This is a genomic window from Pseudomonas sp. B21-032 (genome assembly GCF_024748965.1).
Lineage (GTDB): Bacteria > Pseudomonadota > Gammaproteobacteria > Pseudomonadales > Pseudomonadaceae > Aquipseudomonas.
Genome location: NZ_CP087180.1, coordinates 3,153,064 through 3,175,745 on the forward strand (window position 1 = coordinate 3,153,064; position 22,682 = coordinate 3,175,745).

The following is a 22,682-nucleotide window of genomic DNA, read 5'->3' on the forward strand; positions in this document are numbered from 1 at the left end:
AAGGGAGCATGAGGCTCCGGGAGCATCCCATGAAGACTTCTATCTGGCTCGCCGTGCTTTGCTTGGCCGCCAGCCTGCCAACCCAGGCCCAGACGCTCAAGCCCATTGAACTGAAGGATCAGGAACTGGCCAACCTGCGCGGCCGCTTTGTCATGCCCGGGCGGATCATCAGCTTTGGCATTGTCATGAGCAGCACCTGGCAAAACGCCAATGGCGAAGTGATTGGCGCCAGGTCTTCGATGCAAATCCAGCAAACGACGATCAAGCCGCAGTTCTACGTGTCGATGATCGACGAAAAAGGCAGCGGCGCGGCGCGCTCGCAGAGTGTCGGCAGCGGTAGCGTCACCGGTGGCAGTGGCCTCAACAGCACCGAGGGCGTGACCCAGGTGGTGCGCGCCGCCGGCGACAACAACAGCGCCTACAACAACGTCGATATCAACGTCACCAAGGCCAACCAGGCGCCCACAGCAGCCACGCAGCCACAGGGCGAGGCCCTGGCCGCAGGTTCCACCCTGGTCGGCGCCAACGGCGCAGGTTCGCTGAGTGTGTCCTCAACCGGCAGCGGCGTGCAATTCAACATCATCGCCAACAACAACCAGGGCAGCACCGTGCAGCGCCTGGCCCAGGGTGGGCTGATGCAGAACACCACCTTGCTCGGCGCTGGCAACAAGGTCAGCAACCTCACCTCCCTGAACGTCGTGCTGCGTGACAACGTGCCGAGCGCCGGGGCGCTGAACGGTAACCTGGACCAGCTCAAAGGCCTTCGCACTCTCGGTTTCTGATCTACGCTCTGTCTCATCACTTGTAGTCAGAAGGGACGGCTAACCCATGCACCGATCGTTAACCTTCAGAGCTATTGTCTGTTTGAGTAGCCTGACCCCGGCCACATTGCTCTACGCAGCAGCCGACCCCCAGGTCGAAGCACTAAAACAAGAACTCATGGAGTTGAAACAACGCTACGAAGCCCAGCAGAACGCGTTGATGGTCCTTGAACAGCGCGTTCGCCAGGTCGAAACAGCACCGGCAGCACCCGCGCCCAGACGCCTGACCAAATCCCCCGCCGAAACCGTCAAGGGCGGCCAGACCGTGGCCACCGGTGCGCCGGGAACCACCGGCAGCTCCTATGGGCAGTCGCTCAAAGACGACTCGGAACCGGCGCAAAGCGTTTCCAACCTGTATGACGAAGCCAGCGGCTTTTTTGGTGGCGGCAGGTTCAGCGTCGAAACCGGCCTGACCTACACCCACTACGACACCCGCGCCCTGGTCCTCAACGGTTTTCTGGCGCTGGACTCGATCTTCCTCGGCAACATCAACCTCGACCGCATCAAGGCCGACAACTGGACCCTGGACCTGACCGCCCGCTACAACCTCGATCAGCGTTGGCAGTTCGATATCAACGTGCCGGTGATCTACCGTGAATCCACCTATTCCTCCGGCGGCGCCGGCGGTGCCGGCCCGGTTACTTCCGATGCGACCGTCAGGCGCGATCCAACCATTGGCGATGTCAACGTCGGCATTGCCTACAAGTTCCTCGATGAGTCGGAAAACTGGCCCGACGCGGTCGCCACCCTGCGGGTCAAGGCCCCCACCGGCAAAGACCCCTACGGCATCAAGCTGGTCAACGACCCGACCAACGACAACCTCTCGGTGCCTGAGAGCCTGCCCACCGGCAACGGTGTCTGGGCGATTACACCGGGTATCTCGCTGGTCAAGACCTTCGACCCGGCGGTGCTGTTCGGCAGCCTGTCGTATACCTACAACATGCAGGACTCGTTCAGCGACATCAGCCCGACGATCAACACCAAGGTCGCAGGTGACGTGAAACTGGGCGACTCCTGGCAGATTGGCGCCGGTATCGCCTTTGCCCTGAACGAGAAGATGAGTATGTCGTTCTCGTTCACTGACCAGTTTGCCAGCAAGAGCAAGATCAAACCCGATGGCGGTGACTGGCAATCGGTGCCCAGCAGCGACTACAACGCGGCCAACTTCAACATCGGCATGACCCTGGCCGCCACCGACAACCTGACCATCGTCCCCAACCTGTCCATTGGCCTGACCGACGACTCGCCGGATTTCTCCTTCAGTCTGAAATTCCCTTACTACTTCTAAGGTTCACAGCCATGAAAAAGCCCGCTTCGGCGGGCTTTTTCATCCGCATTGGTCACGACTCAACGAATCTGGTGCTTGTGCAGCAGCCGGTAAAAGGTCGGCCGGGAAACCCCCAGCACCTTGGCTGCGATGCTCAGGTTGTCGCTGTGGCGGTTGAGCACGTCGCACAAGGCCTGGCGCTCGGCCCGGTGCTTGTAGTCTTCAAGGGTGCCCATGCTCGGGGCGAACTCGTGCTGGCCCAGCAAGCCCAGATCCTGTGCCTCGATCTGCCGGCCTTCGGCCAGAACCAGGCCGCGGCGCACGCGGTTGGCCAGCTCACGGACGTTGCCGGGCCAGTCGTGCTTGCCCATGGCCACCAGGGCGTCTTCGCTGAAGGAGCGAGGCCGGCGGCCGGTTTCCAGGCTGTAGAAGTGCGAGAAATGACTGGCCAGCATCGACAGGTCGCCATGGCGGTCGCGCAGCGGCGCGGTGACCACCTGCAGAACATTCAGGCGGTAATACAGGTCTTCGCGAAAGCGCCCGCTGTCGATGGCTTTTTCCAGGTCGACGTGGGTCGCTGCCAGTACCCGCACATCGACGGCTATCGGCTGGCTGCCGCCGACCCGTTCGATGTGTTTTTCTTGTAAAAAGCGCAGCAGATTGGCCTGCAGCTCCAGCGGCAGGTCACCAATTTCATCGAGAAACAGCGTGCCACCGTGGGCGGCTTCGATACGGCCGATCTTGCGTTGATGGGCGCCGGTGAAGGCGCCTTTCTCGTGGCCGAACAGCTCGGACTGGATCAGGTGCTCGGGGATGGCGCCGCAGTTGATCGGCACGAAGGGTTTGTCACGGCGCTGAGACTGGCGATGCAAGGTACGCGCCACCAGCTCCTTGCCGGTGCCGCTCTCGCCGCGAATCAGCACCGGAGACTCGGTGGGTGCCAGCTTGCTCAGCAGCTTGCGCAGTTCGCGAATCGGCCGGCTGTCACCGAGCAGTTCGTGCTCCGGTTCATCGACATGCACATAGCCCTTGCCGCGCAGGCGCGCCATGCCGAACGCGCGGCCAAGGGTGACCTGTACCCGCGAGACATCAAAGGGCAAGGTATGAAAGTCAAAAAACCATTCGCAGACAAAATCGCCGACATTCTGCGCCCGCAGCTCCTGCGGACTGAGTACGGCGATCCATTCAGTATTGCTGCGGCTGATCAAATCCTTGACCGCATCCGGGTGCTGCAGGTGCGAGGCCTGCAAACGCAGCAACCCGACGTCGCAGGGATGTTCCAGGGCCGAGTTCAAGGTACAGCTGTGCACATCCCAGCCCACACTGCGCAAGCCAGGCAATAGACGATGGCAGTCATCGCAAGGATCGACGATCAGCAGGCGGCGGTTGGATGCAGGCTCTAGCATGACCTATTCCTTGGCGCCAATAGTTGGAATTTTAAATAGAAACAGTGTGTTGGCAGGCCCGTTTTAACAGTAGCAACGATGCGTCAATCGCCCACTACCGTCTGTCTGCTGGAAGGGAGTATTTGTCGAGCAATTGCGGTCAAAGGCGGCGCCGCAACGAGCTGGATACCGGGTCGGTACCCCTGCGGCAACCTTAAAATTTTGCTGACGCTAGAACGCCTGGATCCTCAGTATTCAGCGTACCAGCTGGCGGCGTTCGGGCAAGCCCGGATCGAGCTGGCCGGTGGCGGGGGGTTGAGCGGCACTCGGGCAACTGCTGGCCGTCACGCATCGCTGGGCCGACGGGGAATAGAAGTTGCCGGCCGGGCAGGCGTAGGAAAAGCGATACCACTGCCCACTTATTAGCTGACACTTGAAATAGCGCGTGCAATCGCTGGGGTCTGGATGATAACCCGCCCCGACCGCCGCACAGCTGACCTGAACCTCTTCGTTGCTGACGCCTCCGGATGAGCTGCAGCCTGCTAACAAGGTGAATGCTGATGCAACTACCAGACGCCCCAAGGTACGACGTGAACGGTATGACATGATGCACCTCTTTGCTCGGTGGAGAATCGTTTTAATGTCCCATACCCGATTCAGTTAGCGGGCCTTGTGCTTGTCAGAAACCAACCGCCCGCATTGATAGAGCGGGAATTGCAGCGAAAGGTATTAGCCGAGCCCACTTCATAGACGCGCTCGGCTCCGGGGCATTGACCGTTGGTAAACATGAAGAAGAAGCGCCGCATCAGCGATGGAAACGGCTGCGCATAGTGGCCCAGCAACAACGCTTCATCATCCGCCTGCACCGGGCTGCCGCCCCGACTCTGCATCAATTGCAAGCCGGTCGCATAGGACGTGGAGAGCTCGTCGACATTGAGCCAGCGTATGTTCGACACCTGCACCGTGTAGGCAACGCTGCGCTGGTTAGCATCGCGAACCGTGATGGTGGTTGTCCCGTTGCCCATGCCGGTGACTTTCCCCTGTTGATCCACAGCGGCTATCTCGGGGTTACCGGCGACATAGGTATACGGCGGTTGGCCACCCGTAGGCTGGCGCTGCGAAGTGTTGCCAGAAAAGTCCCTGGTCTGTTGCCAGTTTTTCGTCACCCGGACTGCCGGACCGTTCAACACCAGGAGCTCTGGGGCAATGCTAAGACCCGTACGCAGCGTCAGGCGGAGCAAGGGGAAGGTAACCGCGTCGGCTTCTTGTTGCGTGCGCGCGAAGCTGACTTTGAATTCCACCCGTAGTTCGGAGTTATCCCGCAGAAGCACCAGACGGTTGCGCGCGATCGCCCTGCTCAGGCCATTTGCGGCTTCGCCTTCATTCACCTCGGCGGCGCTGCCCAACTCGATAACATCGGCATCACCGTTGAGCTTGGTGCCATGACAACGCAGCCACACGCGTTGCCCTGCGTGGGCGAAATTCCACCGCATTATCGATACCAGGGGATTGTCGGTTACTCGATCAAGGTCCAGTGTCGTTCCAATCACACCGGCGACGGCGGGCTGCGCCAGCCCTGCCAGGGGCCGTATGCCCAGACTCAACAGCGGCGACCGCTGTGCCCCGCCGCCCAGGCGCTCGACGTCATAGCGGACCTGTACCGTGCGCAAGCTGGGCCCTATGTTTGCGCCCACAAGCTCAGGGGCAAGGGTAAATTCGACTTCACCGCGAGGATCTCCCCTGAGCGGTTCGCTAATGGTCGATCCAATGGCCGAGCCGGTCCAGTTCAAGGTAATGTTTTCCTGCACAGTCATGTGCGGGTAACCAACCTTGATGTTTACCCCGGATAACGCTTGCAAAGGATCAAGCTGTCCCCCCGTGGCCTGAGTAACGCAGGGCTGCTGTAGTTCCAGAGTCTCAAGCCTGACCCATAACGACAGTAACTGTGAGTGCCGGGTCCGTACACCTGGCTCCACCACCCAGTATCGGAACAGAATATTTTGGCCGATGGTCGGAGTAATGAATTCGACAGGCAGGTCAAAGGTCAGGTCCGTTAAGACGGTCACCTCCTTGTCCCTCAGATAGCTGCCCCCGCCACTTGTTCGAAGGCACTCCAGATAAACCCTTTGTCCAACTAACATGCCATCGTAGACAACCACGCGCACAGTAGCGGTTGTCAGACCGATTGGATCCAGCCTGCCCTCCTTGGCTTCGTCTACCAAAGGGGGAGACAGCACCAGGTCTGTGCGCCCGACTTCCAGATCCAGCTGGTCAGATTCGTGCCAGTCGGTTTCAAAGTCAAATACACGATACCGCACCATCAACAGGCCCTTGTTGAGCGGGGCGATATGTTCGGCCAGCACGACGAAATCGATAGGCTCTCCCACCCTGTCGGCGTCAACGATCCGATCCTCGGTATGCACATAGTGCTGATTGTTTTCCCGCCGTCCATCCCAGATCATTCGCACCAGCTGGTTGGCGGCCATTTGCGCATACACCGGGATTTGTACCGTCGCACGCTCAAGGTTATCGGCGAGGTTGTTGCCAACGGCTTCAAGTACGACAGGCGCCGGCAAAAGTTGCTGGGTTAATACACCTTGGCGCATTCCATCCTCCAGTCATTGGCGCATAAGCGCTGTGGCTGGCCCTATTCAACGCCGCTCCTGACCTGGCCGCTACTGACAAAAATGCCAGGTACCCCGTCATCAACCGATGAGCGGTATTCAACTATTTTTAAAAGAAGTGTGACTTGCCCCCCGGTCGGGGGCATCAGTACAAGTAACTTACCGCTACGCAAACACGCATGCGGTTATATTCGATGTTTGGGCCCACAGAGAGACCGAACCCATGAACGCCCCGCTCCGTGTCAACGAAGCACTGCTGATTGCCGACCACGCCTTCGAACCTTTCCAGTGTGTTGCCTGGGATGCGCCCAATGGCACCGGTGAACTAAGCCTGGCAGTTATCGACCGGACCAGTACCCGCATTGGCAGCAAGCAGGTGCCGAGCAGCACCTACTCCGACCCCGCCCAGTGGGCTGATCTGATCGAGCAAGTGCGCGCCGAGCTGAGCGAAAAAGGTTATGACTTGCAGCCTTGGTCGATGCCCAAGTAACGACCGGTTAATTACCAAAGGCGCGGCCCAGGCGCCCGTCTTTGGTAACGTTGTTATAACTCGCCGGATAAACTGCGACACTTGGCCGCAGTTGTATTTATTGATGCCTGGTTATTTGCCGAGTACTGCCAGCGTTTCCAGATGCTGGTAATCGGCATGCAGTTGTTGTGCAAGTAACTGCGCCCTGCCGAGCTTTACCGGCGAACTTTCGATATCTACCAGCAACGCTTGGCACGGCAGCGGCTGCAGCGCCTCCCAGGCCTTGAGCCGGCCATCGGTGACAATCAGGCAACGTTGCAGTTCTGCCGGATAACGCCGCTGACGCTCCTGCAGCCAGTCCCGTGCCTGCGCCAGTGCCGCCAGCAATGGCGTTCCGCCCCCCGCCCCCAACGCCTCAAGCCATGGCTGCAAGCTCGCCGAAGCCTTGAGCCCGTGTCGCTGCCAGTGTGGTGCATTGCCGCTGGCGGTGAGCAGGGTCAAGCGCGCGCGGTTGCGGTAGGCCTGGTCGAAGAAAGTCGCCAGCATGCCCTTGGCCCGGCTCAGCGCCTGGTGTCGGCGGGTCGACGCCGACGCATCGACAATCACCAGCCAAAGCTCATGGGTGCTGGCCGTGCGCTGTTGCCAGCACAGCTCTTTGCGCGTGCGCGGCCGGCCCTTGAGCAAGGTGGCCGGCCAGGCCACCGCGCCAGATGCCGCCTGTTTGCTGCGCCCACGCGGGCCTGCGGCAAGTGCTCCGGGCCGGGGTCTGGCATCCGCGCTGCTGCGGCGGCGGATGCTCAGGGCTTTTTTGCCCAGCTCGGCACCTCGCGCCGGGCGCCGCTCGGTGTGGCTTGCGGCGGTAATTCGCCCCATTGGCCCTGGCCTTGCTGCCCGGCCGCAGGCGGCAGCGCGGCACCGTTATCTGGCGCTTGCGGTTGTGGCGCTGGCGCTTCGCGACGCCTATGGCGCAAGGCGAACTCGGCCACCGCATCGATATCCTCAGCCTCGATTACCTGAGCACCGCGCCAGGCTGCATGGGCGCGGGCGGCGCGCAGCCAGACCAGGTCGGCGCGCAGGCCATCAACGCCCGCAGCAAAACAGCGCTGGGTAATCTGCGCCAGGGCCTGGTCGTCCAGGGCAATCTGCGCCAAGCGCTCGCGAGCACCATGACAACGCTCGCGCAGGGCCGCCTGAGCAGGCGCCCATTGGGCGCAAAAGGCCTCGGGATCACTGTCGAAATCCAGTCGGCGGCGAATGATCTGGCCACGGGCTTCAGGCAGCGGCTGGCCTTCGAGCACCACATTGAGGCCGAAGCGATCGAGCAACTGCGGGCGCAACTCGCCTTCCTCCGGGTTCATGGTGCCAATCAACACGAATCGGGCGCTATGGCGGTGGGAAATTCCGTCGCGCTCGACCCGGTTGGTGCCACTGGCAGCCACGTCCAGCAACAGGTCGACCAGATGATCCGCCAGAAGATTGACTTCATCCACATAGAGCACGCCGCCATCGGCCTTGGCCAGCACCCCGGGGGAAAACTGCGCCTTGCCCTGGCCCAGCGCCGCATCCAGGTCGAGGGTGCCGACCAGGCGCTCTTCACTGGCACCCAGCGGCAGGGTCACGAACGGCCCTTCGCCGAGCAAATCAGCCAGGCCCCGGGCCAGGGTGCTCTTGGCCATACCGCGCGGGCCTTCGATCAGCACGCCGCCGATCTTCGGGTCGATGGCGGTCAGGCACAGCGCCAGTTTCAGCTCATCGGCGCCGACCACGGCAGCCAGGGGAAAATGTGCAGGTTCGCTCATCTCAATTCTCTTCTTCGCCGTCCAGCAGCTGTTCTTCCAGGGCTTCACGGTAGTCGCCCGGCTCCTGCCAGAGCCCGCGCTGCTGGGCTTCGAGCAGGCGCTCGGTGATGTCGCGCAAGGCTTCGGGGTTGTGCTGGCGGATAAAGTCGCGGGTCGCGTCGTCGAGCACATAGGCGTCGGCCAGCGACTGGTAATGGTGGTCGTCGATCAACTGCGTGGTGGCATCGAAAGCGAACAGGTTGTCGACGGTGGCAGCCAGCTCGAAGGCACCTTTATAGCCGTGACGCTTGACCCCGTCGATCCACTTGGGGTTCAGCGCCCGGGCGCGGATCACCCGGTTCAGCTCTTCTTTCAGGGTGCGGATGCGCGGCCGGTCCGGCTGGCTGTGGTCGCCGTGATAACTGGCCACCCTGCTGCCGCCCAGGCTCTCCACGGCGGCGAGCATGCCGCCCTGGAACTGGTAGTAGTCATTGGAATCGAGCAGGTCGTGCTCGTGGTTGTCCTGATTTTGCACCACCGCCTGCACCTGGCTCAGGCGCCGGGCAAAATCGGCGCGCGCCGGCGTGCCGTCATCGGCGGTGCCATAGGCATAGCCACCGTGATTCAAGTAGACCTCGGCGAGGTCCTGACGGTCATTCCACAGCCGTCCGTCGATGGCATTCTGCACGCCGGCGCCATAAGCGCCCGGCTTGGCCCCGAACACCCGCCAGCCGGCCTGGCGAGCGGCCCGTTCGGCGTCCAGGCCCTGGGCCAGCAGTTCTGCGCGCTCGCTACGGACCTTGGCCGCCAGCGGATTGAGCTCATCCGGCTCATCCAGCGCCGCCACCGCTTGCACCGCCGCATCGAACAGCTTGATCAGGTTGCCAAAAGCATCGCGGAAGAACCCTGAGACGCGCAAGGTGACATCCACCCGTGGCCGGTCGAGCAGGCTCAAGGGCAGGATTTCGAAGTCGTCGACGCGCTGGCTGCCGCTGGCCCACACCGGCCGCACGCCAAGCAGGGCCATGGCCTGGGCGATATCGTCGCCGCCAGTGCGCATGGTCGCCGTGCCCCACACTGAAAGGCCGAGCTGGCGCAGGTGATCGCCATGGTCTTGCAAATGGCGTTCGAGGATCAGGTTGGCCGAAGCAAAACCGATGCGCCAGGCGGTGGTGGTCGGCAGGTTGCGCACATCGACGGTATAGAAATTGCGCCCGGTCGGTAGTACGTCCAGGCGCCCGCGGCTTGGCGCACCACTGGGGCCGGCAGGCACGAAGCGACCGTCGAGAGCCGCCAGCAAGCCGTGCATTTCTGCCGGACCGCAGCTGTCCAGTTGCGGCGCGACCTGCTGCGCCAGCGCGTCGAGAATCGCCTGCACCTGCGCCCATTCGGGGCCGCCGACCAGCTGCACGCTGCCATCGAGGCTCTGCTCGATCAGCTGGCTAGCGTACAGTTCAAGGCGCTCGCGAGTATCGCCGGCGGTGCGCCAGGCTTCGTCTAATGTCGCCAGGAGTGCGGGCCGAGGGCCCTGCCAGGGCTGGCCGAGGTCGCAATCGAGCGGGTCGAAGCCCAGGTTCAGCGCCTTGGCCAAGGCCCGCAACAAACTGCCGTTGGCCCCGCGCCCATCACCGCGTTCCACCCGCAAAAGCGCCAGCAAGGTGTCGATACGCAGGCGCCCGGTTGGCGACTCACCGAACACATGCAGGCCATCGCGGATCTGCGATTCCTTGAGGTCGCACAGATAGGTGTCCAGGCGTGGCAGCCAGATCGCGGCATCGTCCAGGGCGCCTTCGATCTGCAGTTCGCGATCGATATGGTTGTCGCGCACCAGCGCCAGGATGTCGCGCTGCAGCTCGCGGGCCCGGCGCGGATCGAGCAACTGCGCCTCGTAGTACTCGTCGGCCAGCAGCTCCAGGTGGCGCAACGGCCCGTAGGTTTCGGCGCGGGTCAGCGGCGGCATCAGGTGGTCGATGATCACCGCCTGGGTACGGCGCTTGGCCTGGGCGCCCTCGCCCGGATCGTTGACGATAAACGGGTAAATGTTCGGCAGCGGCCCGAGCAAGGCGTCCGGCCAGCAGCTATCGGACAGCCCGACGCCCTTGCCTGGCAGCCATTCCAGGTTGCCATGCTTGCCGACATGGATCAGCGCATCAGCGGCAAAGCCATGGCGCAGCCAGAAATAGAACGCCAGGTAGCCATGCGGCGGCACCAGGTCCGGGTCGTGATAGACCGCGCTCTGGTCCAACTGGTAGCCACGGGCCGGCTGGATGCCGACAAAAGTCAGGCCGTAGCGCAGGCCGGCGATCATCATCCGCCCGCTGCGCCACATCGGGTCCTGGCTCGGTTCGCCCCAGCGCTCGCGCACAGCGATCTGGTTGGCCTCGGGCAAGGTAGCAAAGGCCGCCAGGTAATCGTCCAGGGCCATGCTCTGCATGCACGGGCGCAGGTCAAGGCTGTCCAGGTCATTGCTGACGCCGCCGAGCAAGGCCTGGATCAGCGCCGTGCCGCTGTCGGGCAAGGGCGCCAGCGGATAGCCCTGGGCCTGCAAGGCGCGCAGTATGTTCAGCGCCGCCGCCGGGGTATCGAGGCCCACGCCATTGCCGATGCGACCATCGCGGGTCGGGTAATTGGCGAGGATCAGCGCCACGCGCTTCTGCCCGTTGGGTATCTGCGCCAGCGCACACCAGCGCCGCGCCAGCTCGGCGACAAAGTCCATGCGTTCGGGCTGGGCGCGGTAGCAGACCACGTCGGACTGGCTGCGCTCGCTGCGCCAGGCCAGGTCCTTGAAGCTGACCGGGCGGGTGATGATGCGCCCGTCCAGCTCCGGCAAGGCGATGTGCATGGCCAGGTCACGGGCACCCAGGCCCTGCTCGCTGGCCTGCCAGGCCGGTTCGTTGTCCTGGGCGCAGATCGCTTGTAACACCGGGATGTCGCGGCGAAACGGGCGCAGGTGCGGCTGCTCGGGGCTGGACTGGGCAAAGCCTGTGGTGTTGATGATCAGCGCAGCGTCGACCTGGTCCAGCCAGTCTTCGACCTGCTGCAGGCAACCGGCCTCCTTGAGGCTGGCCACGGCGATCGGCAAGGGGTTGAGCCCGGCCAGTTGCAAACGCTGGCAGAAGGTATCGATAAAGGCCGTGTTGGCCGCCTGCAGGTGCGAGCGGTAGAACAGGATCGGCACCACCGGCTGCTCGACCTGCCACTCGCCGAACCAGTCCTGCAGCGCCGCAGCGGCCTTGCGCGGGTGGTACACCGCGGTGCGCGGCAGTTGCTGCGGTTCGCTCCACGGGTAGTCGCGCTGCAGGTACTGGCTGGCCAGGCAGTTGAACAGGTTAAGGGCATTGGCCTTGCCGCCCTGGCGCAAAAAGTGCCAGAGCCGTTCGCCCTGCTCGGCCGCCACCGTGCTCAGGCGGGTCAGTTCCGGGTCAGGGCGGTCGTCGCCGGGCACCAGGATCAACTGCACGCCACGCGCGGCCAGTTCCAGCAGTTGCTCCACACCATAGCGCCAGTAACCGACGCCGCCGTGCAGCGACACCAGGATGACCTTGGCATGGCGCAGCACCTGGTCGACATACAGGTCGACCGAGGCATGATTCTGTACCTGCATGGGGTTGGCCAGACGCAGGCTGGGGAAATCCTCGGGCAACTGCTGGGCGGTTTCGGCCAGCAGCGCCAGGTGTGAGTCACCGCTGCAGAGGATTACCAGCTCGGCCGGGGTCTGGCCGAGGTCGGCAATGCTGTCGTCCGGTACAAAACCACCGGGCTGGGTCCGCAGCAGGTGCATGGGTCAAGCGCCCAGGGCGGCGCGCAGGCTCGCTTGCAGCTGCGGCGCATCCAGCTCCTGGCCGATCAGCACCAGGCGCGTGGTGCGCGGCTCTTCGCTGCGCCAGGCACGGTCGAAGTGCTTGTCGAAACGGGTGCCTACGCCCTGGATCAGCAGGCGCATCGGCTTGCCCGGGATCGCCGCAAAACCTTTGACCCGCAGGATACCGTGTTGCACCACCAGTTGGGTCAGGGCGTCGAGCAGCAGGCTTTCGTCGGCTTGCGGCAGCTCGATGGAGATCGAGTCGAAGGCGTCGTGGTCATGGTCGTCGTGATCGTCACCGTCGTGGTGCGAGTCGTGGTGGGTGCGGCGGCCATCGATGTGCGCCTCGGATTCGGCGCCCAGGCCCAGCAACACTTCCAGCGGCAGGCGGCCGCTGCTGGCTTCGATCACCTTGACCGCCGGCGGCAGCTCTTCTTCGACTTCAGCGCGAACCTTGGCCAGGTCGTCGGCGGCGATCAGGTCGGCCTTGTTCAGCACCACCAGGTCGGCGCTGGCCAGCTGGTCGGCGAACAGCTCGTGCAGTGGCGATTCGTGGTCAAGGTTGGGGTCGAGCTTGCGCTGCGCATCGACCTGCTCCGGGTAGGCGGCAAAGGTGCCGGCGGCAACCGCCGGGCTGTCGACCACGGTGATCACCGCATCAACGGTGCAGGCGTTACGGATTTCTGGCCACTGGAAGGCTTGTACCAGGGGCTTGGGCAGGGCCAGGCCGCTGGTTTCGATGAGGATATGGTCGAGGTCGCCGCGACGCGCCACCAGCTCGCGCATCACCGGGAAGAACTCTTCCTGCACGGTGCAGCACAGGCAGCCGTTGGCCAGCTCATAGACGCGGCCGCTGGCCTCTTCTTCAGTGCAGCCGATGCTGCATTGCTTGAGGATTTCGCCGTCGATGCCCAGCTCGCCAAACTCGTTGACGATCACCGCGATGCGCCGCCCCTGGGCGTTGTCGAGCATGTGCCGCAGCAGCGTGGTCTTGCCCGAGCCGAGGAAGCCGGTAACGATGGTGACGGGGAGTTTGGCCAGTGTTTTCATTTCGATGCCCTTGGCAGGATGGCGGGCATGCGGGACGAGCGCCAAAGGTGTTGTGCACCTGGCCTGTTCGCCACCGGATCACCCCGCCCGGTTGAATGTCGGAAACTGTTCGAGGCAGGTCTCCTGGCTTGCATTGCACCGGCGCCGTGGCCAGTCGAACGACGCCTTCCCGCACGTGCTGCAGTGGCTGTGTCGAACCCTTCAATGCTTACAGTTGCGGGGGCAGCCGCGGCTTGAACCGCGTTCCCGTCTTAGCTTCGGCCAGCGCCGAAGAACCTCGAAGCGGCTAGGCTACGCAGTGCCCGGTGAGCGGTCAACTGCTGTCACGATTGACGCCTGCCCGCGCCCGTGATTTGCTAACGCCATTCGTTTGGGTGCCCCTTGAGGGTGAAACTGGGAAACCGGTGCGTCGTACGCTTTTTATAGGGTGTATGGCAAGTCCGGTGCTGCCCCCGCAACGGTAAGTGAGAAAAGCGTCAGAGCCACTGTGCCCGCTGTCTGGCATGGGAAGGTGACGCCTGTGGTGTGGCCAGCGGCCAACCCTCACCAGCCCGGAGACCGGCCCAACGCTTGACCGAACAAACCCGCGGTGGGCGGGCGCTGTTACAACCCCTGGGCGAACGCCGCGCAGGGGTTCGCTGCGCTTGCCTGTTGCCGACAACACCAAGAGGAAAGCGCCATGCGTACCAGTACCGCCATTAACCAAGCCGTTACCCCGTCAAGCCTCAGCCAGCGCCTGCTGGTTGCTGTCGGCGCCTCGCTGCTGGGCCTGTGCCTGGTGTACTTCGCCGGTTTCTCGCACATCGAAGCGGTGCACAACGCTGCCCACGATACCCGCCACAGCGCCGCCTTCCCTTGCCACTGAGTGCTGCCCCGATGATCAAGCGTATTGCCAGTACCGCAGGCTTTACCGGCCTGCTGGCCGCCCTGCTGCTGACCCTGCTGCAAAGCTTCTGGGTCGCGCCGTTGATTCTCCAGGCGGAAACCTATGAAAGCGCCGCGCCTGCGGTCGAGGCGCCCCATGAACATGCGGCCGGGACCGCCGAGCATCATCACGACAGCGAAGCCTGGTCGCCGGAAGACGGCTGGCAGCGGGTGCTGTCGACCACCGGCGGCAACCTGGTGGTGGCGGTCGGTTTCGCCCTGATCCTCGCCGCGCTCTACACCCTGCGCGCACCGAAGAGCGTGATCAGCGGCGCGCTCTGGGGCCTGGGCGGTTTTGCCGTGTTCTGCCTGGCGCCGACCCTGGGCCTGCCCCCAGAGCTGCCGGGTACTGCTGCCGCCGACCTGGCCCAGCGCCAAGCCTGGTGGGTCGGCACGGCTGCCGCCACCGCCGTCGGTCTGGCCTTGATCGTATTCGCCCACAACTGGCTGCTGAAGATAGTCGGTGCAGTGTTGCTGGTGGTGCCTCACGTGATTGGCGCGCCGCAGCCTGAAGTCCACCAGATGCTCGCCCCAGAAGCCCTGGAAGCCGAGTTCAAGGTCGCCTCGCTGCTGACCAACGCCGCGTTCTGGCTGGCCCTGGGGCTGATCAGCGCCTGGCTGTACCGCCGTTCGAGTCAGGCCTGAGGATGCAGTTGTACCTCGGCCTGGGTTGCCGTCGCGGCTGCCCGGCCGATGCCCTGAGCGAGCTGCTCACCCGCACCCTGCTCGCCCATGACCTGCCGCCCGGCGCGGTCATGGGCCTTGCCAGCATCGACCTCAAGCACGACGAACCCGGCCTGCATGAACTGGCCCGGCGCCTGGGCGTGCCGCTGCGGTTCTACAGTGCGGCGCAGCTGGCCGCTTTCGAATCACAGCTGAGCCATCGCTCTGCGGTAGCCTTCCAGCACAGCGGCTGTTATGGCGTGGCCGAGAGCGCCGCCCTGGCCCTGGCCGAGCAGCTTGGCGGGCCGGCCCGGCTGCTGGTCATTCGCACCTTGCAGGCCGACGCCAGCCTGGCATTGGCCTGCACCAGCGGTTTTCGCTGATAATCAGCCCTTTACCCGTAAGGACACCCCATGACCGTCTATTTCATCGGCGCCGGCCCCGGCGATCCGCAGCTGATCACCGTCAAGGGCCAGCGCCTGATCCAGCGCTGCCCGGTGATCATCTACGCCGGCTCCCTGGTGCCCGCCGCAGTGCTGGAGGGTCACCGCGCCGAAACCCTGATCAACAGCGCCGAACTGCACCTGGCGCAGATCATCGAAGCCATCAAGAGTGCCCACGACAATGGCCAGGACGTCGCCCGGGTGCACAGTGGCGACCCCAGCCTGTATGGCGCCATCGGTGAGCAGATCCGCTACCTGCGCGAGCTGGGCATCCCCTACGAGATCGTCCCCGGCGTCACCGCCGTGGCCGCCAGCGCCGCCCTGCTCGGCTGCGAGCTGACCCTGCCGGACATCGCCCAAAGTGTGATCCTCACCCGCTACGCCGACAAATCACCCATGCCGGCCGGCGAGCAACTGGCCGACCTGGCCCGCCACCAGACCACCCTGGCGGTGCACCTGGGGGTCAAGCACCTGGCTAAAATCGTCGAAGAGCTGCGCCCGCACTATGGTGGCGACTGCCCAATTGCCGTGGTGCACCGCGCAACCTGGCCGGACCAGGACTGGGTGCTGGGCACCCTGGAGACGATTGTCGAGCTGGCGGCGGCCAAGGACTTTCGCCGTACCGCGCTGATTCTGGTAGGCCGGGTGCTGGGCAACGACAGCTTCAGCGAGTCGGCGCTGTACCGCGCTGGCCACGCCCACCTGTATCGGCCCTGAGCGTATACACTGACGATTCCGTTCCGCCTGTGAGGACCTGACCATGCTCGAATTGCGCCCCAACTGTGAATGCTGTGGCAGCGACCTGCCCGGCGATAGCGCGGATGCGTTGATCTGCTCGTTCGAATGCACCTTTTGCCGTGACTGCAACGAACGTCAGCTCAAGGGCCAGTGCCCCAATTGCGGCGGTGAGCTGGTCAGACGCCCGGCGCGCTCGGCGGCCAAGCTGGTCAACAACCCGGCCTCGACCCAGCGCATCGTCAAGGAACAGGGCTGCCCCAGCCACTGACACACTCACTCAGGGCTCTGGTACTGGCTCAGGTATTTGTCCAGTACCGCCTTGTCGCCGCTGCCATCCCCCGCCACCTGCCACAGGCGCCGTTCAATGCCCTGGGCCAGCAAGTGCCCCACCGCCGCCTCGATCGCCGACAGCACGCACAGCTGCGCCGGCTCGTTGGTGGTGTAGCCGACCTCGGCTTCCAGGAGCTTCTTGAATTCGATGAACTTGAACACCCCGGCGCTGCGCCCGACCGAGTAGATGGTCTTGCTGGTCATGACGTTGGCCAGCACCTGGCCGCTGCGCACGTCCACCGCCCGCAGGTTGACCGAGACCTGGTCGACCCGGTACTCGCGCGACAGGTCGATACCCAGGTAGCGCGCGCCCTCGCCGCCGCTGCGCACGTTGGTGTCGTAGGCGATGATGCCGCCTTCGAGCATCAGGTTGGCCGCCTGCAGCGGCGGCAGCTCGCCCTGGATATTCACCGGGGTGTCGGGCTTTTTCTGCGAGGCGCGAATGATCTTGCGTTCGGTCAGCAGGTTCTGCAGCCCTTCGCGCTCGAGCACCACGAACCAGCCGCTGGCCTGCAGGGCATCCATCAGCATGCTCGCCGCGCCCTGGGTGACGCTGGTGGAAAACGAGCTGGCCGGGGTCGGCTTGTATTGCCCGGTCTGGTCGCGAAAACCATACACCACCGCCATCAGCCGGCCCTTGGGCCGCGGCATGTTGAGCAGGTCGTAGTAGGTCGAGGCCCGTGGCGTCAGGGTCGGGCTTTCGCTGTCCTGTTCGGCCGGCATCGGTTCGCGCAGGCTGCAGCCTTGCAAGGCGGCCAGGATCAGCAGTGTGCTCAGAATTCGTTTCATCGCTGTTTCTCCCCGTTGTCCTGGCCCTTCAAGGGTTCAGGCCGTTGACCTGAATTTCCGAGATTTCCCCGGTTACCCGGTCGGTCACCTGAATGCTCAGGGCCCCCGAGTCGTCGATGACGTTGATGATGAAGGCGTCGGTCTGCAGGCTGCCGGTGTTGCCGTTGTTGATGTTGGTCAGCAGTTGCGAGAGCAGGCGCGACTCCAGCTGGCTGGTGAAGCGCTCCAGTGCCGAGGTGCTGGCAAAGGCCGAGGTGCGGTCCTTGATGGCCGGGTCTTCGTGATCGTTCTGCGCCTGGGCGTTGTTGAGCAGCCAGGTGCCGTTCAGCGGGTTGCCGCCAAACGCCGGGTTGACCGGGGTGTAGACCAGTTCCGTGGCGCTGGTTGCACTGGCGAGGCTCGCCAGCAATACCAGCGAGGCCAGGCTGCAGGTTTTGTTGTTGTTCATAGCTCGTCCCTCTCCAGATCAGTGGTGTCCTGCAGCAGCATCTGCAGCTTGCGCTGGATGATCTGCGCCTTGACCAGGTCCGCAGCCTCGTAGGCGGCGTCCTTAAGCTCAGTGGTGTTGGGTGGCAGAAAACGCCGGTACAGCACGCGTTGCTCGTACTCGACCGTCACCAGGCTGCCCCAGCGCGGGTCGGGTCGTTCACGTACCACCAGGTTGAAATCCAGGCGGCTGGTGGCACGCAGCCGCTCGGCAAAGCTGTAATAGAAGTCGTGGCCGATGTGCGAGATGGTGTTGTCGACGATAAAGCCCATCATCTCGTCCTCGGCGCCGCCCCGGGCGGTGCCGGCCAGCAGCACCAGGGCCAGGGCCAGGGCACTGAGGCGGCGGTTCATTGCCCGGCTCCCTGGGCCAGGCCCTTGCGTGCGCCGGCAGCGCTTTCGTTGAAGGCCTTTTCGGCGACGAACTGCCAGTCGCTGTAGTGCTCAAGGCCGTCGAACTCCGACCATTGCCCGGCAAAGCCGGTGCGTTTGAGCGGCAGGCCCTGGGAGCGGCTGTAGACGCCGGTGATGCGCCCGTCGATCGAGCGCAGCAGGCCCCAGTCATCGCTGGCGGTGATCGGGTCCGGGTACAACTTGCGCAGGTGCCGCTTGGGGTTGGGGTAACGGCTATCCTCCAGCAGCTCCTCAAGGCTCTGCGGGTATTGGGCCAGGCCAGGTGAGGCGCGAAAGTAGCTGCGCAGGGCCTGGGCGTACTGGCCGCCGACCCACAGCAGTTCGCGTTCGCGCTCGCGCTGGGCGACGGTCGACCACAGCGTGCCGGTGGCCGCCAGGGCCATGCCGGTGACGGCGATCAGCAACAGCACGCCCAGGTAGGTGAAGCCTGCCTGCCCGGCATTACCACTCGGCATAAAGGCTGCCATCACGGGCCCTCCCGGTTGAACCGCTCTTGATGTCGGCAACGGCGCCGGCGACGCCTTCAGGCGGTGCCACCAGCAGCCAGCCGTCACGGCGTTCGGTGATCGGGTCCAGCGGCGCGCCGCGCAGGTAGCGCTGCTCGACCAACTGTTCCAGCGACTCGGGGTAGCGGCCGGTGTCGCCGTAGTAGTGGTCCAGCGCCTCGCGCATCACCGCCAGGCTCTGGCGCAGGGTGGCCTCGCGCGAGGTCTCGAGGCTGTTGAAGTAGCGCGGCATGGCGATGGTCATCAGCGTGGCGATGATCGCCATCACCACCAGCAATTCGATCAAGGTAAAGCCCTGGTTGCGTTTCATGCTGCTCACCACTGCCCGTAGGCGATGCCGTTGAGGCCCTTGCCGCGGGCCCGGGAGTACACATCAAAAACGTCTTCACCATCACGCGGGCTCTGCGCCGGGCTGTCGTAGGCGCGCAGGCCCCACCCGCCCTGCTCGTCGTCCTTGCGCGCGGCCAGCAGCGGGTCCTGGGGAATGCGCCGCAGAAAGTAGAACTTGGCGCCCTTGGCACTGCGCACATCGCGCACGCCATCGACCAGCACCTGCAGGTTCGGCGGGTAGCCGCTGGCGTCGAGGGACTTCTCGATATAGCCGGCGTCGAAGGCGCGCTTGTAGGCGTCGATGGCATCGCGCAGTTGGTACAGCGCGGTGCGCAGCTCCTGCTCCTTGTTGCGCCGCACCAGGGTTTCGGTCAGCGGCGCGGCAATCGAGGCAAGCAACCCGAGCAGTGCCAGGGTCAGCATCACTTCGATCAGGCTGAAACCTGCCATCGGGCGTTTCATGATTTACGGCCTCACCGCGGTCGGTACCGCCGCAATGGGTTGCTCGTCGTCGACCTCGATGCTGCGGTTGAGTTTGCGGATCTGCATGCTGGTTTCAGTGCCGGTGGCAAACTCCATGTCCGACGGGCTCTGGTACGGCAGGTTGCGGATGATCCGCGGGGTGATCGACAGCACCAGCTCCGACTGGCTGTTGTCGCTGCGGTTGCTGCCGAACAGCCGGCCCAAGCCGGGAATGTCGCCAAGCCCCGGGATCTTGTTGCCGCTGCCACCCTGGTCGTTGCGCATCAACCCGGCCAGCACCTGGGTTTCGCCGTCGTGCAGGCGCAGGCTGGTCTGGGCGTTGCGGGTGTCGACCTGAACCGGGATGGTGCCCTGGCGGGTCGGCTCCAGCGGCTTGGCGTTGCTGACTTCCAGGGCCACCTTGATCGCCACCTCGTTGTTCAGGTGCACCACCGGGGTCACTTCGAGCTTGAGGCCGACGTCCAGGTAGGTGACGCTTTCGGTGATCACCGGGCCCTGAGTCGAGGGCACCGAGGTGGCGCTGATGATCGGCACCCGCTGGCCAATGTGGATGCGCGCCTGTTCACGGTTGCTGACGCGGATCACCGGGCTTGCCAGGGTGTTGATGTCGTTGTCCTGGGCGTTGATCTTGGCTTGCGGTGCCGGGGCGATGCTGATGCGCGAGGAGTTGATGCCGCGCAACTGGTCGAGGGTGCCCACCGGGTTGCCATCGGCGTTGAGGATGCCGAAGGTGTTGGGCCACTGCAGGCCGAGTTCGAGGATCCGCGAACGGGCAACCTCCATCACTTCCACCTCCAGCACCACTTCCGGGTTGGACTGGTCCTGGGACTGCAGCAGTTTCTCGGCCATGCGCACGGCGTCGGGGGTGTCGCGCATGGTCAGGGTGTTGAGGCGCTCGTCGACGAACACGTCGCGGGTCTTGAGCATGGTCTTGACCATGTTCAGCGCGGTGTTGGCGTCGATGCTGGTCAGGTAGAAGGTGCGCATCACCAGTTCCTGGTAATCCTTGATCTTCTGCGGCGAGTCCGGGTAAATCAGCAGCGTGTTGTCGTTCACCACCTTCTGGTGCAGCTGGTTCTGTTCCAGCAGCAGGGCCACGGCGTCTTCGATGCGCACGTCACGCACGAAGATGGTCGCCTTCATGTCCGGGCGCAGGTCCTTGTCGAAGATGAAGTTCAGCCCCGCCACCTGCGACAGCACCTCGAAGATGGTCTTCAGGTTGGCGTCGCGAAACTCCAGGGTCACCGGCCGTTCGAGCTTGCTGCGCAGTTGCGGGTTGGGCTGGGCGGTGCGGCTTTGCACCCGCTCGATGTCCTTGCGCAGGGCCAGGCCACCTTCGTTCTGCGGGTCGAGCAGCAGCACTTCGCGCATGTGCCGCTCGGCGCCGAACAGGTCGCCGCTGCGCAACGCCGCCTGGCCCAGGGCAATGCGCTCGCCAAGGTTGCGCATCTGCTCGATCTGGCGCACCGCATCCAGGGCCCGGCGGTTGTTCGGCTCCAGGGTCAGCACCCGCCCGTAACCTGTGCGCGCACCGCCGAAGTCATGGCGGCTGCGGTCGCTGTCGGCCTGGGTCAGCAGCGCCTCCACCGCCTGGCGCCGGCCCTGGATCAAGGCGATGTTCAGTTCGGTGTCGCGCGGGTGTTCCTTGAGCGCGTCTTCAAGCTGGGCGATTCCGGCTTCGTACTGGCCCTCACCGATCAGGGCCTGGGCGTCCTTGCGCACACCCGAAGTGCCGCATCCGGCCAGGGCGACACACAGGGCAAGCATCAGGTACGGCGCTTTGTGGCTGAGCCTTGGCGAATTCATGGTGCGCTCCCTACAGACAAGGTCTGGGACAGGTGCAATGGCAGGTAGACCAGGCTCAGCTCCGTGGCGGAGATCTGCTCGATCCGGTAGGTGTCATCAATCACGTCGCCGCGGCGCACGACGTAGAGTTTTTCGCCGCTTTGCAGGAACACCTGCTGGTCGTCGCGATCATCCAGGCGGCCAACGAACTGGAATGGCAGTGCCGGGGCGACAGGCGCCACGGCCACCGGAGCGATGACCACCGGTTGTTCGGTGACGGTGGTGACCTGCACCGCAGGCTTCCAGCTCTTGCTCGGGAACAGGTCGCGCGGCTGCAGGGCTGCCGGCCTTGCCGCCGTCTGCGCGGTCGCCGTCAGCGGTGCAGAAGCCTTGCCGGCGACCTCAACAGCCGCCTCGGCGTCTTCAGCTGCGTCGTCGAAGAAATACCCCGGCGCCCAGGCCAGCACCGCGGCGGTGCCGAGAAAAGCCAGCCAGGCCAGGCTGCGTTGAGTGTTCATCATGACCTCGACAGGTAAAGGGTCATACGGATGCGCCCGGTCAGCTCGCGGTCGCCGATCTTCTTGCGCTGCAGGTCGATGTCTTCGAGCACCAGTGCCGGCAACTGGCCGAGCAAGGCATGCACGTAGCGGCGGATTTGCGGGTAGCTGCCGCGCACCGGCAGGAGGATCTGGTAACGCGCCAGCTGAGTCTTGGGATCGACTCCCAGGGCGTACTCGCCGCGGGCCAGGGTGATCTGCTCGGCCTTGGCCAGGGCGTAGATGCGGTCGATGGCCACGGTGGCCTGGGGCTGGGCCGGCAGCTGTTTGTGAAAGTCTTCCAGCTCGTGCCGGGGCACCTGTGGCAGCTTCAGCGTGCCCTGCTTGAACTGCGCGACCTGGGCCAGGGCCTGATCACGCTGCTGCTCCAGCTGTTGCAACTGCTGCCATTGGCCGAGCAAGGCAGTAACGCCATACAGCAGGGCCAGGGCCAGCAACCCGGCACCGGCCAGGCCCACTACGCCGAGCTGGCGGGCGCGTTCATGAAGGATCAGGCTAGGGATGCGCATTGCCGTTCTCCCAGGTGGCCGACAGGTTGAACTGCACCGGATGCTCGGCCTGCTTGGCGATGATTTCGTGGTTGAGCAGCGACACATCGCGCAGCTCGTCGCTGGCTTCCAGACGCTTGTGGAAGGCCAGCATGGCCTCCAGGTCGCGGGCCTCGGCGCTGATGCGCAGTTGGCCCTTGCGCGCATCGGGGGTCAGGGTGAGCAAGGCAACGTCGTCTTGCGGCAGCCCTTCAAGCATGTTGAACAGGCGCTCCCACGGCCGTTGCAGTTGCTGCGAGACGCTGCGCATCTGTGCCAGTTTTTCGGCCTGCTCGCGGCTTTGCGCGGCATTGAGCGCTGGCTCGGCCTGGGGCCGTTTGCCCAGTCGCCGGTCGAGCTGTTCAAGTTGCTGTTCAAGCCCGGCCTGTTGTTGATCGAAGCCCTGCTGCAGCAGCGCAGTGCCGAGCAGCAGGCTCAGTGCGCATGCCAGCAGCGCCCAGGCGGGCCAACCTGTGCGGGCGGGCTGCAGGTCCAGCATCAGGCGGCGCAT

The 22,682-nt window shown here is 64.2% G+C and carries 25 protein-coding genes and 2 riboswitches; of the genes, 8 read left to right on the forward strand and 17 right to left on the reverse strand.

Annotated features, from left to right (window positions below; genetic code table 11):
* Positions 1 to 29 precede the first annotated feature (29 nt).
* Positions 30 to 782: a hypothetical protein gene (locus tag LOY54_RS14575; RefSeq protein ID WP_258606872.1), complete on the forward strand. Its 753-nt coding sequence runs from the start codon at positions 30 to 32 to the stop codon at positions 780 to 782.
* A 46-nt stretch (positions 783 to 828) separates the two neighbouring features.
* Positions 829 to 2,109 (forward strand): hypothetical protein, encoded by a 1,281-nt coding sequence (locus LOY54_RS14580; protein WP_045198339.1) that lies wholly within the window; start codon positions 829 to 831, stop codon positions 2,107 to 2,109.
* Between the two features lie 59 nt (positions 2,110 to 2,168).
* On the opposite strand, the gene LOY54_RS14585 is transcribed toward LOY54_RS14580, so the two are convergent.
* The 3 genes from LOY54_RS14585 to LOY54_RS14590 form a co-directional block, all read right to left on the reverse strand.
* Positions 2,169 to 3,494 carry a sigma-54 dependent transcriptional regulator gene (locus LOY54_RS14585; RefSeq protein WP_045198338.1) on the reverse strand — a complete coding sequence of 442 codons (1,326 nt, stop codon included), beginning with the start codon at positions 3,492 to 3,494 and terminating at the stop codon, positions 2,169 to 2,171.
* 234 nt (positions 3,495 to 3,728) lie between these two features.
* Positions 3,729 to 4,079, reverse strand: a complete 351-nt coding sequence (locus LOY54_RS27650) for a chitin binding peritrophin-A domain-containing protein (protein ID WP_408980509.1) — start codon at positions 4,077 to 4,079, stop codon at positions 3,729 to 3,731.
* Between the two features lie 50 nt (positions 4,080 to 4,129).
* Complete coding sequence (locus tag LOY54_RS14590) at positions 4,130 to 6,079, reverse strand: pilus assembly protein N-terminal domain-containing protein (RefSeq protein ID WP_258606874.1); 1,950 nt, start codon at positions 6,077 to 6,079, stop codon at positions 4,130 to 4,132.
* Between the two features lie 241 nt (positions 6,080 to 6,320).
* On the opposite strand from LOY54_RS14590, the gene LOY54_RS14595 reads away from it, so the two are divergent.
* Positions 6,321 to 6,587 carry a hypothetical protein gene (locus LOY54_RS14595; protein WP_258606876.1) on the forward strand — a complete coding sequence of 89 codons (267 nt, stop codon included), beginning with the start codon at positions 6,321 to 6,323 and terminating at the stop codon, positions 6,585 to 6,587.
* A 111-nt stretch (positions 6,588 to 6,698) separates the two neighbouring features.
* Here the strand turns inward: LOY54_RS14595 and LOY54_RS14600 are convergent, their stop codons facing one another.
* Genes LOY54_RS14600 through cobW form a run of 4 tightly spaced genes read right to left on the reverse strand, consistent with a single transcriptional unit; the run spans position 6,699 to position 13,196 of the window.
* The gene (locus LOY54_RS14600; protein WP_258606878.1) at positions 6,699 to 7,439 is read right to left on the reverse strand and encodes a VWA domain-containing protein; all 741 of its coding nucleotides are present in this window, start codon (positions 7,437 to 7,439) and stop codon (positions 6,699 to 6,701) included.
* Complete coding sequence (locus LOY54_RS14605; protein ID WP_258606880.1) at positions 7,364 to 8,365, reverse strand: ATP-binding protein; 1,002 nt, start codon at positions 8,363 to 8,365, stop codon at positions 7,364 to 7,366. The genes LOY54_RS14600 and LOY54_RS14605 overlap by 76 nt, the downstream gene beginning before the upstream one ends.
* Position 8,366: 1 nt before the next feature.
* The gene (cobN, locus tag LOY54_RS14610) at positions 8,367 to 12,125 is read right to left on the reverse strand and encodes a cobaltochelatase subunit CobN (RefSeq protein ID WP_258606881.1); all 3,759 of its coding nucleotides are present in this window, start codon (positions 12,123 to 12,125) and stop codon (positions 8,367 to 8,369) included.
* Between the two features lie 3 nt (positions 12,126 to 12,128).
* On the reverse strand, positions 12,129 to 13,196 hold the full coding sequence (cobW, locus tag LOY54_RS14615) for a cobalamin biosynthesis protein CobW (protein WP_045198466.1): 1,068 nt from the start codon (positions 13,194 to 13,196) through the stop codon (positions 12,129 to 12,131).
* A gap of 95 nt (positions 13,197 to 13,291) precedes the next feature.
* Positions 13,292 to 13,491: riboswitch (cobalamin riboswitch) on the reverse strand.
* 60 nt (positions 13,492 to 13,551) lie between these two features.
* Positions 13,552 to 13,778: riboswitch (cobalamin riboswitch) on the forward strand.
* A gap of 97 nt (positions 13,779 to 13,875) precedes the next feature.
* On the opposite strand from cobW, the gene LOY54_RS14620 reads away from it, so the two are divergent.
* From LOY54_RS14620 to LOY54_RS14640, 5 genes are read left to right on the forward strand one after another with little or no spacing between them, the layout of a single operon-like run.
* Positions 13,876 to 14,061 (forward strand): CbtB domain-containing protein, encoded by a 186-nt coding sequence (locus LOY54_RS14620; protein WP_036995824.1) that lies wholly within the window; start codon positions 13,876 to 13,878, stop codon positions 14,059 to 14,061.
* Positions 14,062 to 14,072: 11 nt separating this feature from the next.
* The gene (locus tag LOY54_RS14625; RefSeq protein ID WP_258606882.1) at positions 14,073 to 14,765 is read left to right on the forward strand and encodes a CbtA family protein; all 693 of its coding nucleotides are present in this window, start codon (positions 14,073 to 14,075) and stop codon (positions 14,763 to 14,765) included.
* A 2-nt stretch (positions 14,766 to 14,767) separates the two neighbouring features.
* Positions 14,768 to 15,166, forward strand: coding sequence for a cobalamin biosynthesis protein (locus LOY54_RS14630; protein WP_258606883.1), 399 nt, complete (start codon positions 14,768 to 14,770; stop codon positions 15,164 to 15,166).
* Between the two features lie 30 nt (positions 15,167 to 15,196).
* On the forward strand, positions 15,197 to 15,943 hold the full coding sequence (gene cobM, locus LOY54_RS14635; RefSeq protein ID WP_045198321.1) for a precorrin-4 C(11)-methyltransferase: 747 nt from the start codon (positions 15,197 to 15,199) through the stop codon (positions 15,941 to 15,943).
* A 43-nt stretch (positions 15,944 to 15,986) separates the two neighbouring features.
* Positions 15,987 to 16,232: a DUF1272 domain-containing protein gene (locus LOY54_RS14640; RefSeq protein ID WP_258606884.1), complete on the forward strand. Its 246-nt coding sequence runs from the start codon at positions 15,987 to 15,989 to the stop codon at positions 16,230 to 16,232.
* A gap of 5 nt (positions 16,233 to 16,237) precedes the next feature.
* On the opposite strand, the gene LOY54_RS14645 is transcribed toward LOY54_RS14640, so the two are convergent.
* Genes LOY54_RS14645 through LOY54_RS14690 form a run of 10 tightly spaced genes read right to left on the reverse strand, consistent with a single transcriptional unit; the run spans position 16,238 to position 22,682 of the window.
* Positions 16,238 to 17,083: a CsgG/HfaB family protein gene (locus tag LOY54_RS14645; RefSeq protein ID WP_123566619.1), complete on the reverse strand. Its 846-nt coding sequence runs from the start codon at positions 17,081 to 17,083 to the stop codon at positions 16,238 to 16,240.
* 28 nt (positions 17,084 to 17,111) lie between these two features.
* Complete coding sequence (locus tag LOY54_RS14650; protein WP_258606885.1) at positions 17,112 to 17,531, reverse strand: curli assembly protein CsgF; 420 nt, start codon at positions 17,529 to 17,531, stop codon at positions 17,112 to 17,114.
* A complete protein-coding gene (gene csgE, locus LOY54_RS14655) occupies positions 17,528 to 17,923 on the reverse strand; it encodes a curli production assembly/transport protein CsgE (RefSeq protein WP_045198315.1) in 396 nt (131 codons plus the stop codon). Before csgE ends, LOY54_RS14650 begins: the two co-directional genes overlap by 4 nt.
* Positions 17,920 to 18,450 (reverse strand): type II secretion system protein, encoded by a 531-nt coding sequence (locus LOY54_RS14660; protein WP_258606886.1) that lies wholly within the window; start codon positions 18,448 to 18,450, stop codon positions 17,920 to 17,922. The genes csgE and LOY54_RS14660 overlap by 4 nt, the downstream gene beginning before the upstream one ends.
* On the reverse strand, positions 18,425 to 18,799 hold the full coding sequence (locus tag LOY54_RS14665) for a type II secretion system protein (protein ID WP_093382267.1): 375 nt from the start codon (positions 18,797 to 18,799) through the stop codon (positions 18,425 to 18,427). The genes LOY54_RS14660 and LOY54_RS14665 overlap by 26 nt, the downstream gene beginning before the upstream one ends.
* Positions 18,800 to 18,804: 5 nt before the next feature.
* Positions 18,805 to 19,281 (reverse strand): prepilin-type N-terminal cleavage/methylation domain-containing protein, encoded by a 477-nt coding sequence (locus tag LOY54_RS14670; protein ID WP_045198311.1) that lies wholly within the window; start codon positions 19,279 to 19,281, stop codon positions 18,805 to 18,807.
* Positions 19,282 to 19,284: 3 nt separating this feature from the next.
* Complete coding sequence (locus LOY54_RS14675) at positions 19,285 to 21,108, reverse strand: secretin N-terminal domain-containing protein (protein ID WP_258606887.1); 1,824 nt, start codon at positions 21,106 to 21,108, stop codon at positions 19,285 to 19,287.
* Positions 21,105 to 21,605, reverse strand: a complete 501-nt coding sequence (locus tag LOY54_RS14680) for a hypothetical protein (protein ID WP_258606888.1) — start codon at positions 21,603 to 21,605, stop codon at positions 21,105 to 21,107. The genes LOY54_RS14675 and LOY54_RS14680 overlap by 4 nt, the downstream gene beginning before the upstream one ends.
* The gene (gene pilO, locus LOY54_RS14685; protein ID WP_258606889.1) at positions 21,605 to 22,153 is read right to left on the reverse strand and encodes a type 4a pilus biogenesis protein PilO; all 549 of its coding nucleotides are present in this window, start codon (positions 22,151 to 22,153) and stop codon (positions 21,605 to 21,607) included. Before pilO ends, LOY54_RS14680 begins: the two co-directional genes overlap by 1 nt.
* Positions 22,140 to 22,682, reverse strand: a complete 543-nt coding sequence (locus LOY54_RS14690) for a PilN domain-containing protein (RefSeq protein ID WP_258606890.1) — start codon at positions 22,680 to 22,682, stop codon at positions 22,140 to 22,142. The genes pilO and LOY54_RS14690 overlap by 14 nt, the downstream gene beginning before the upstream one ends.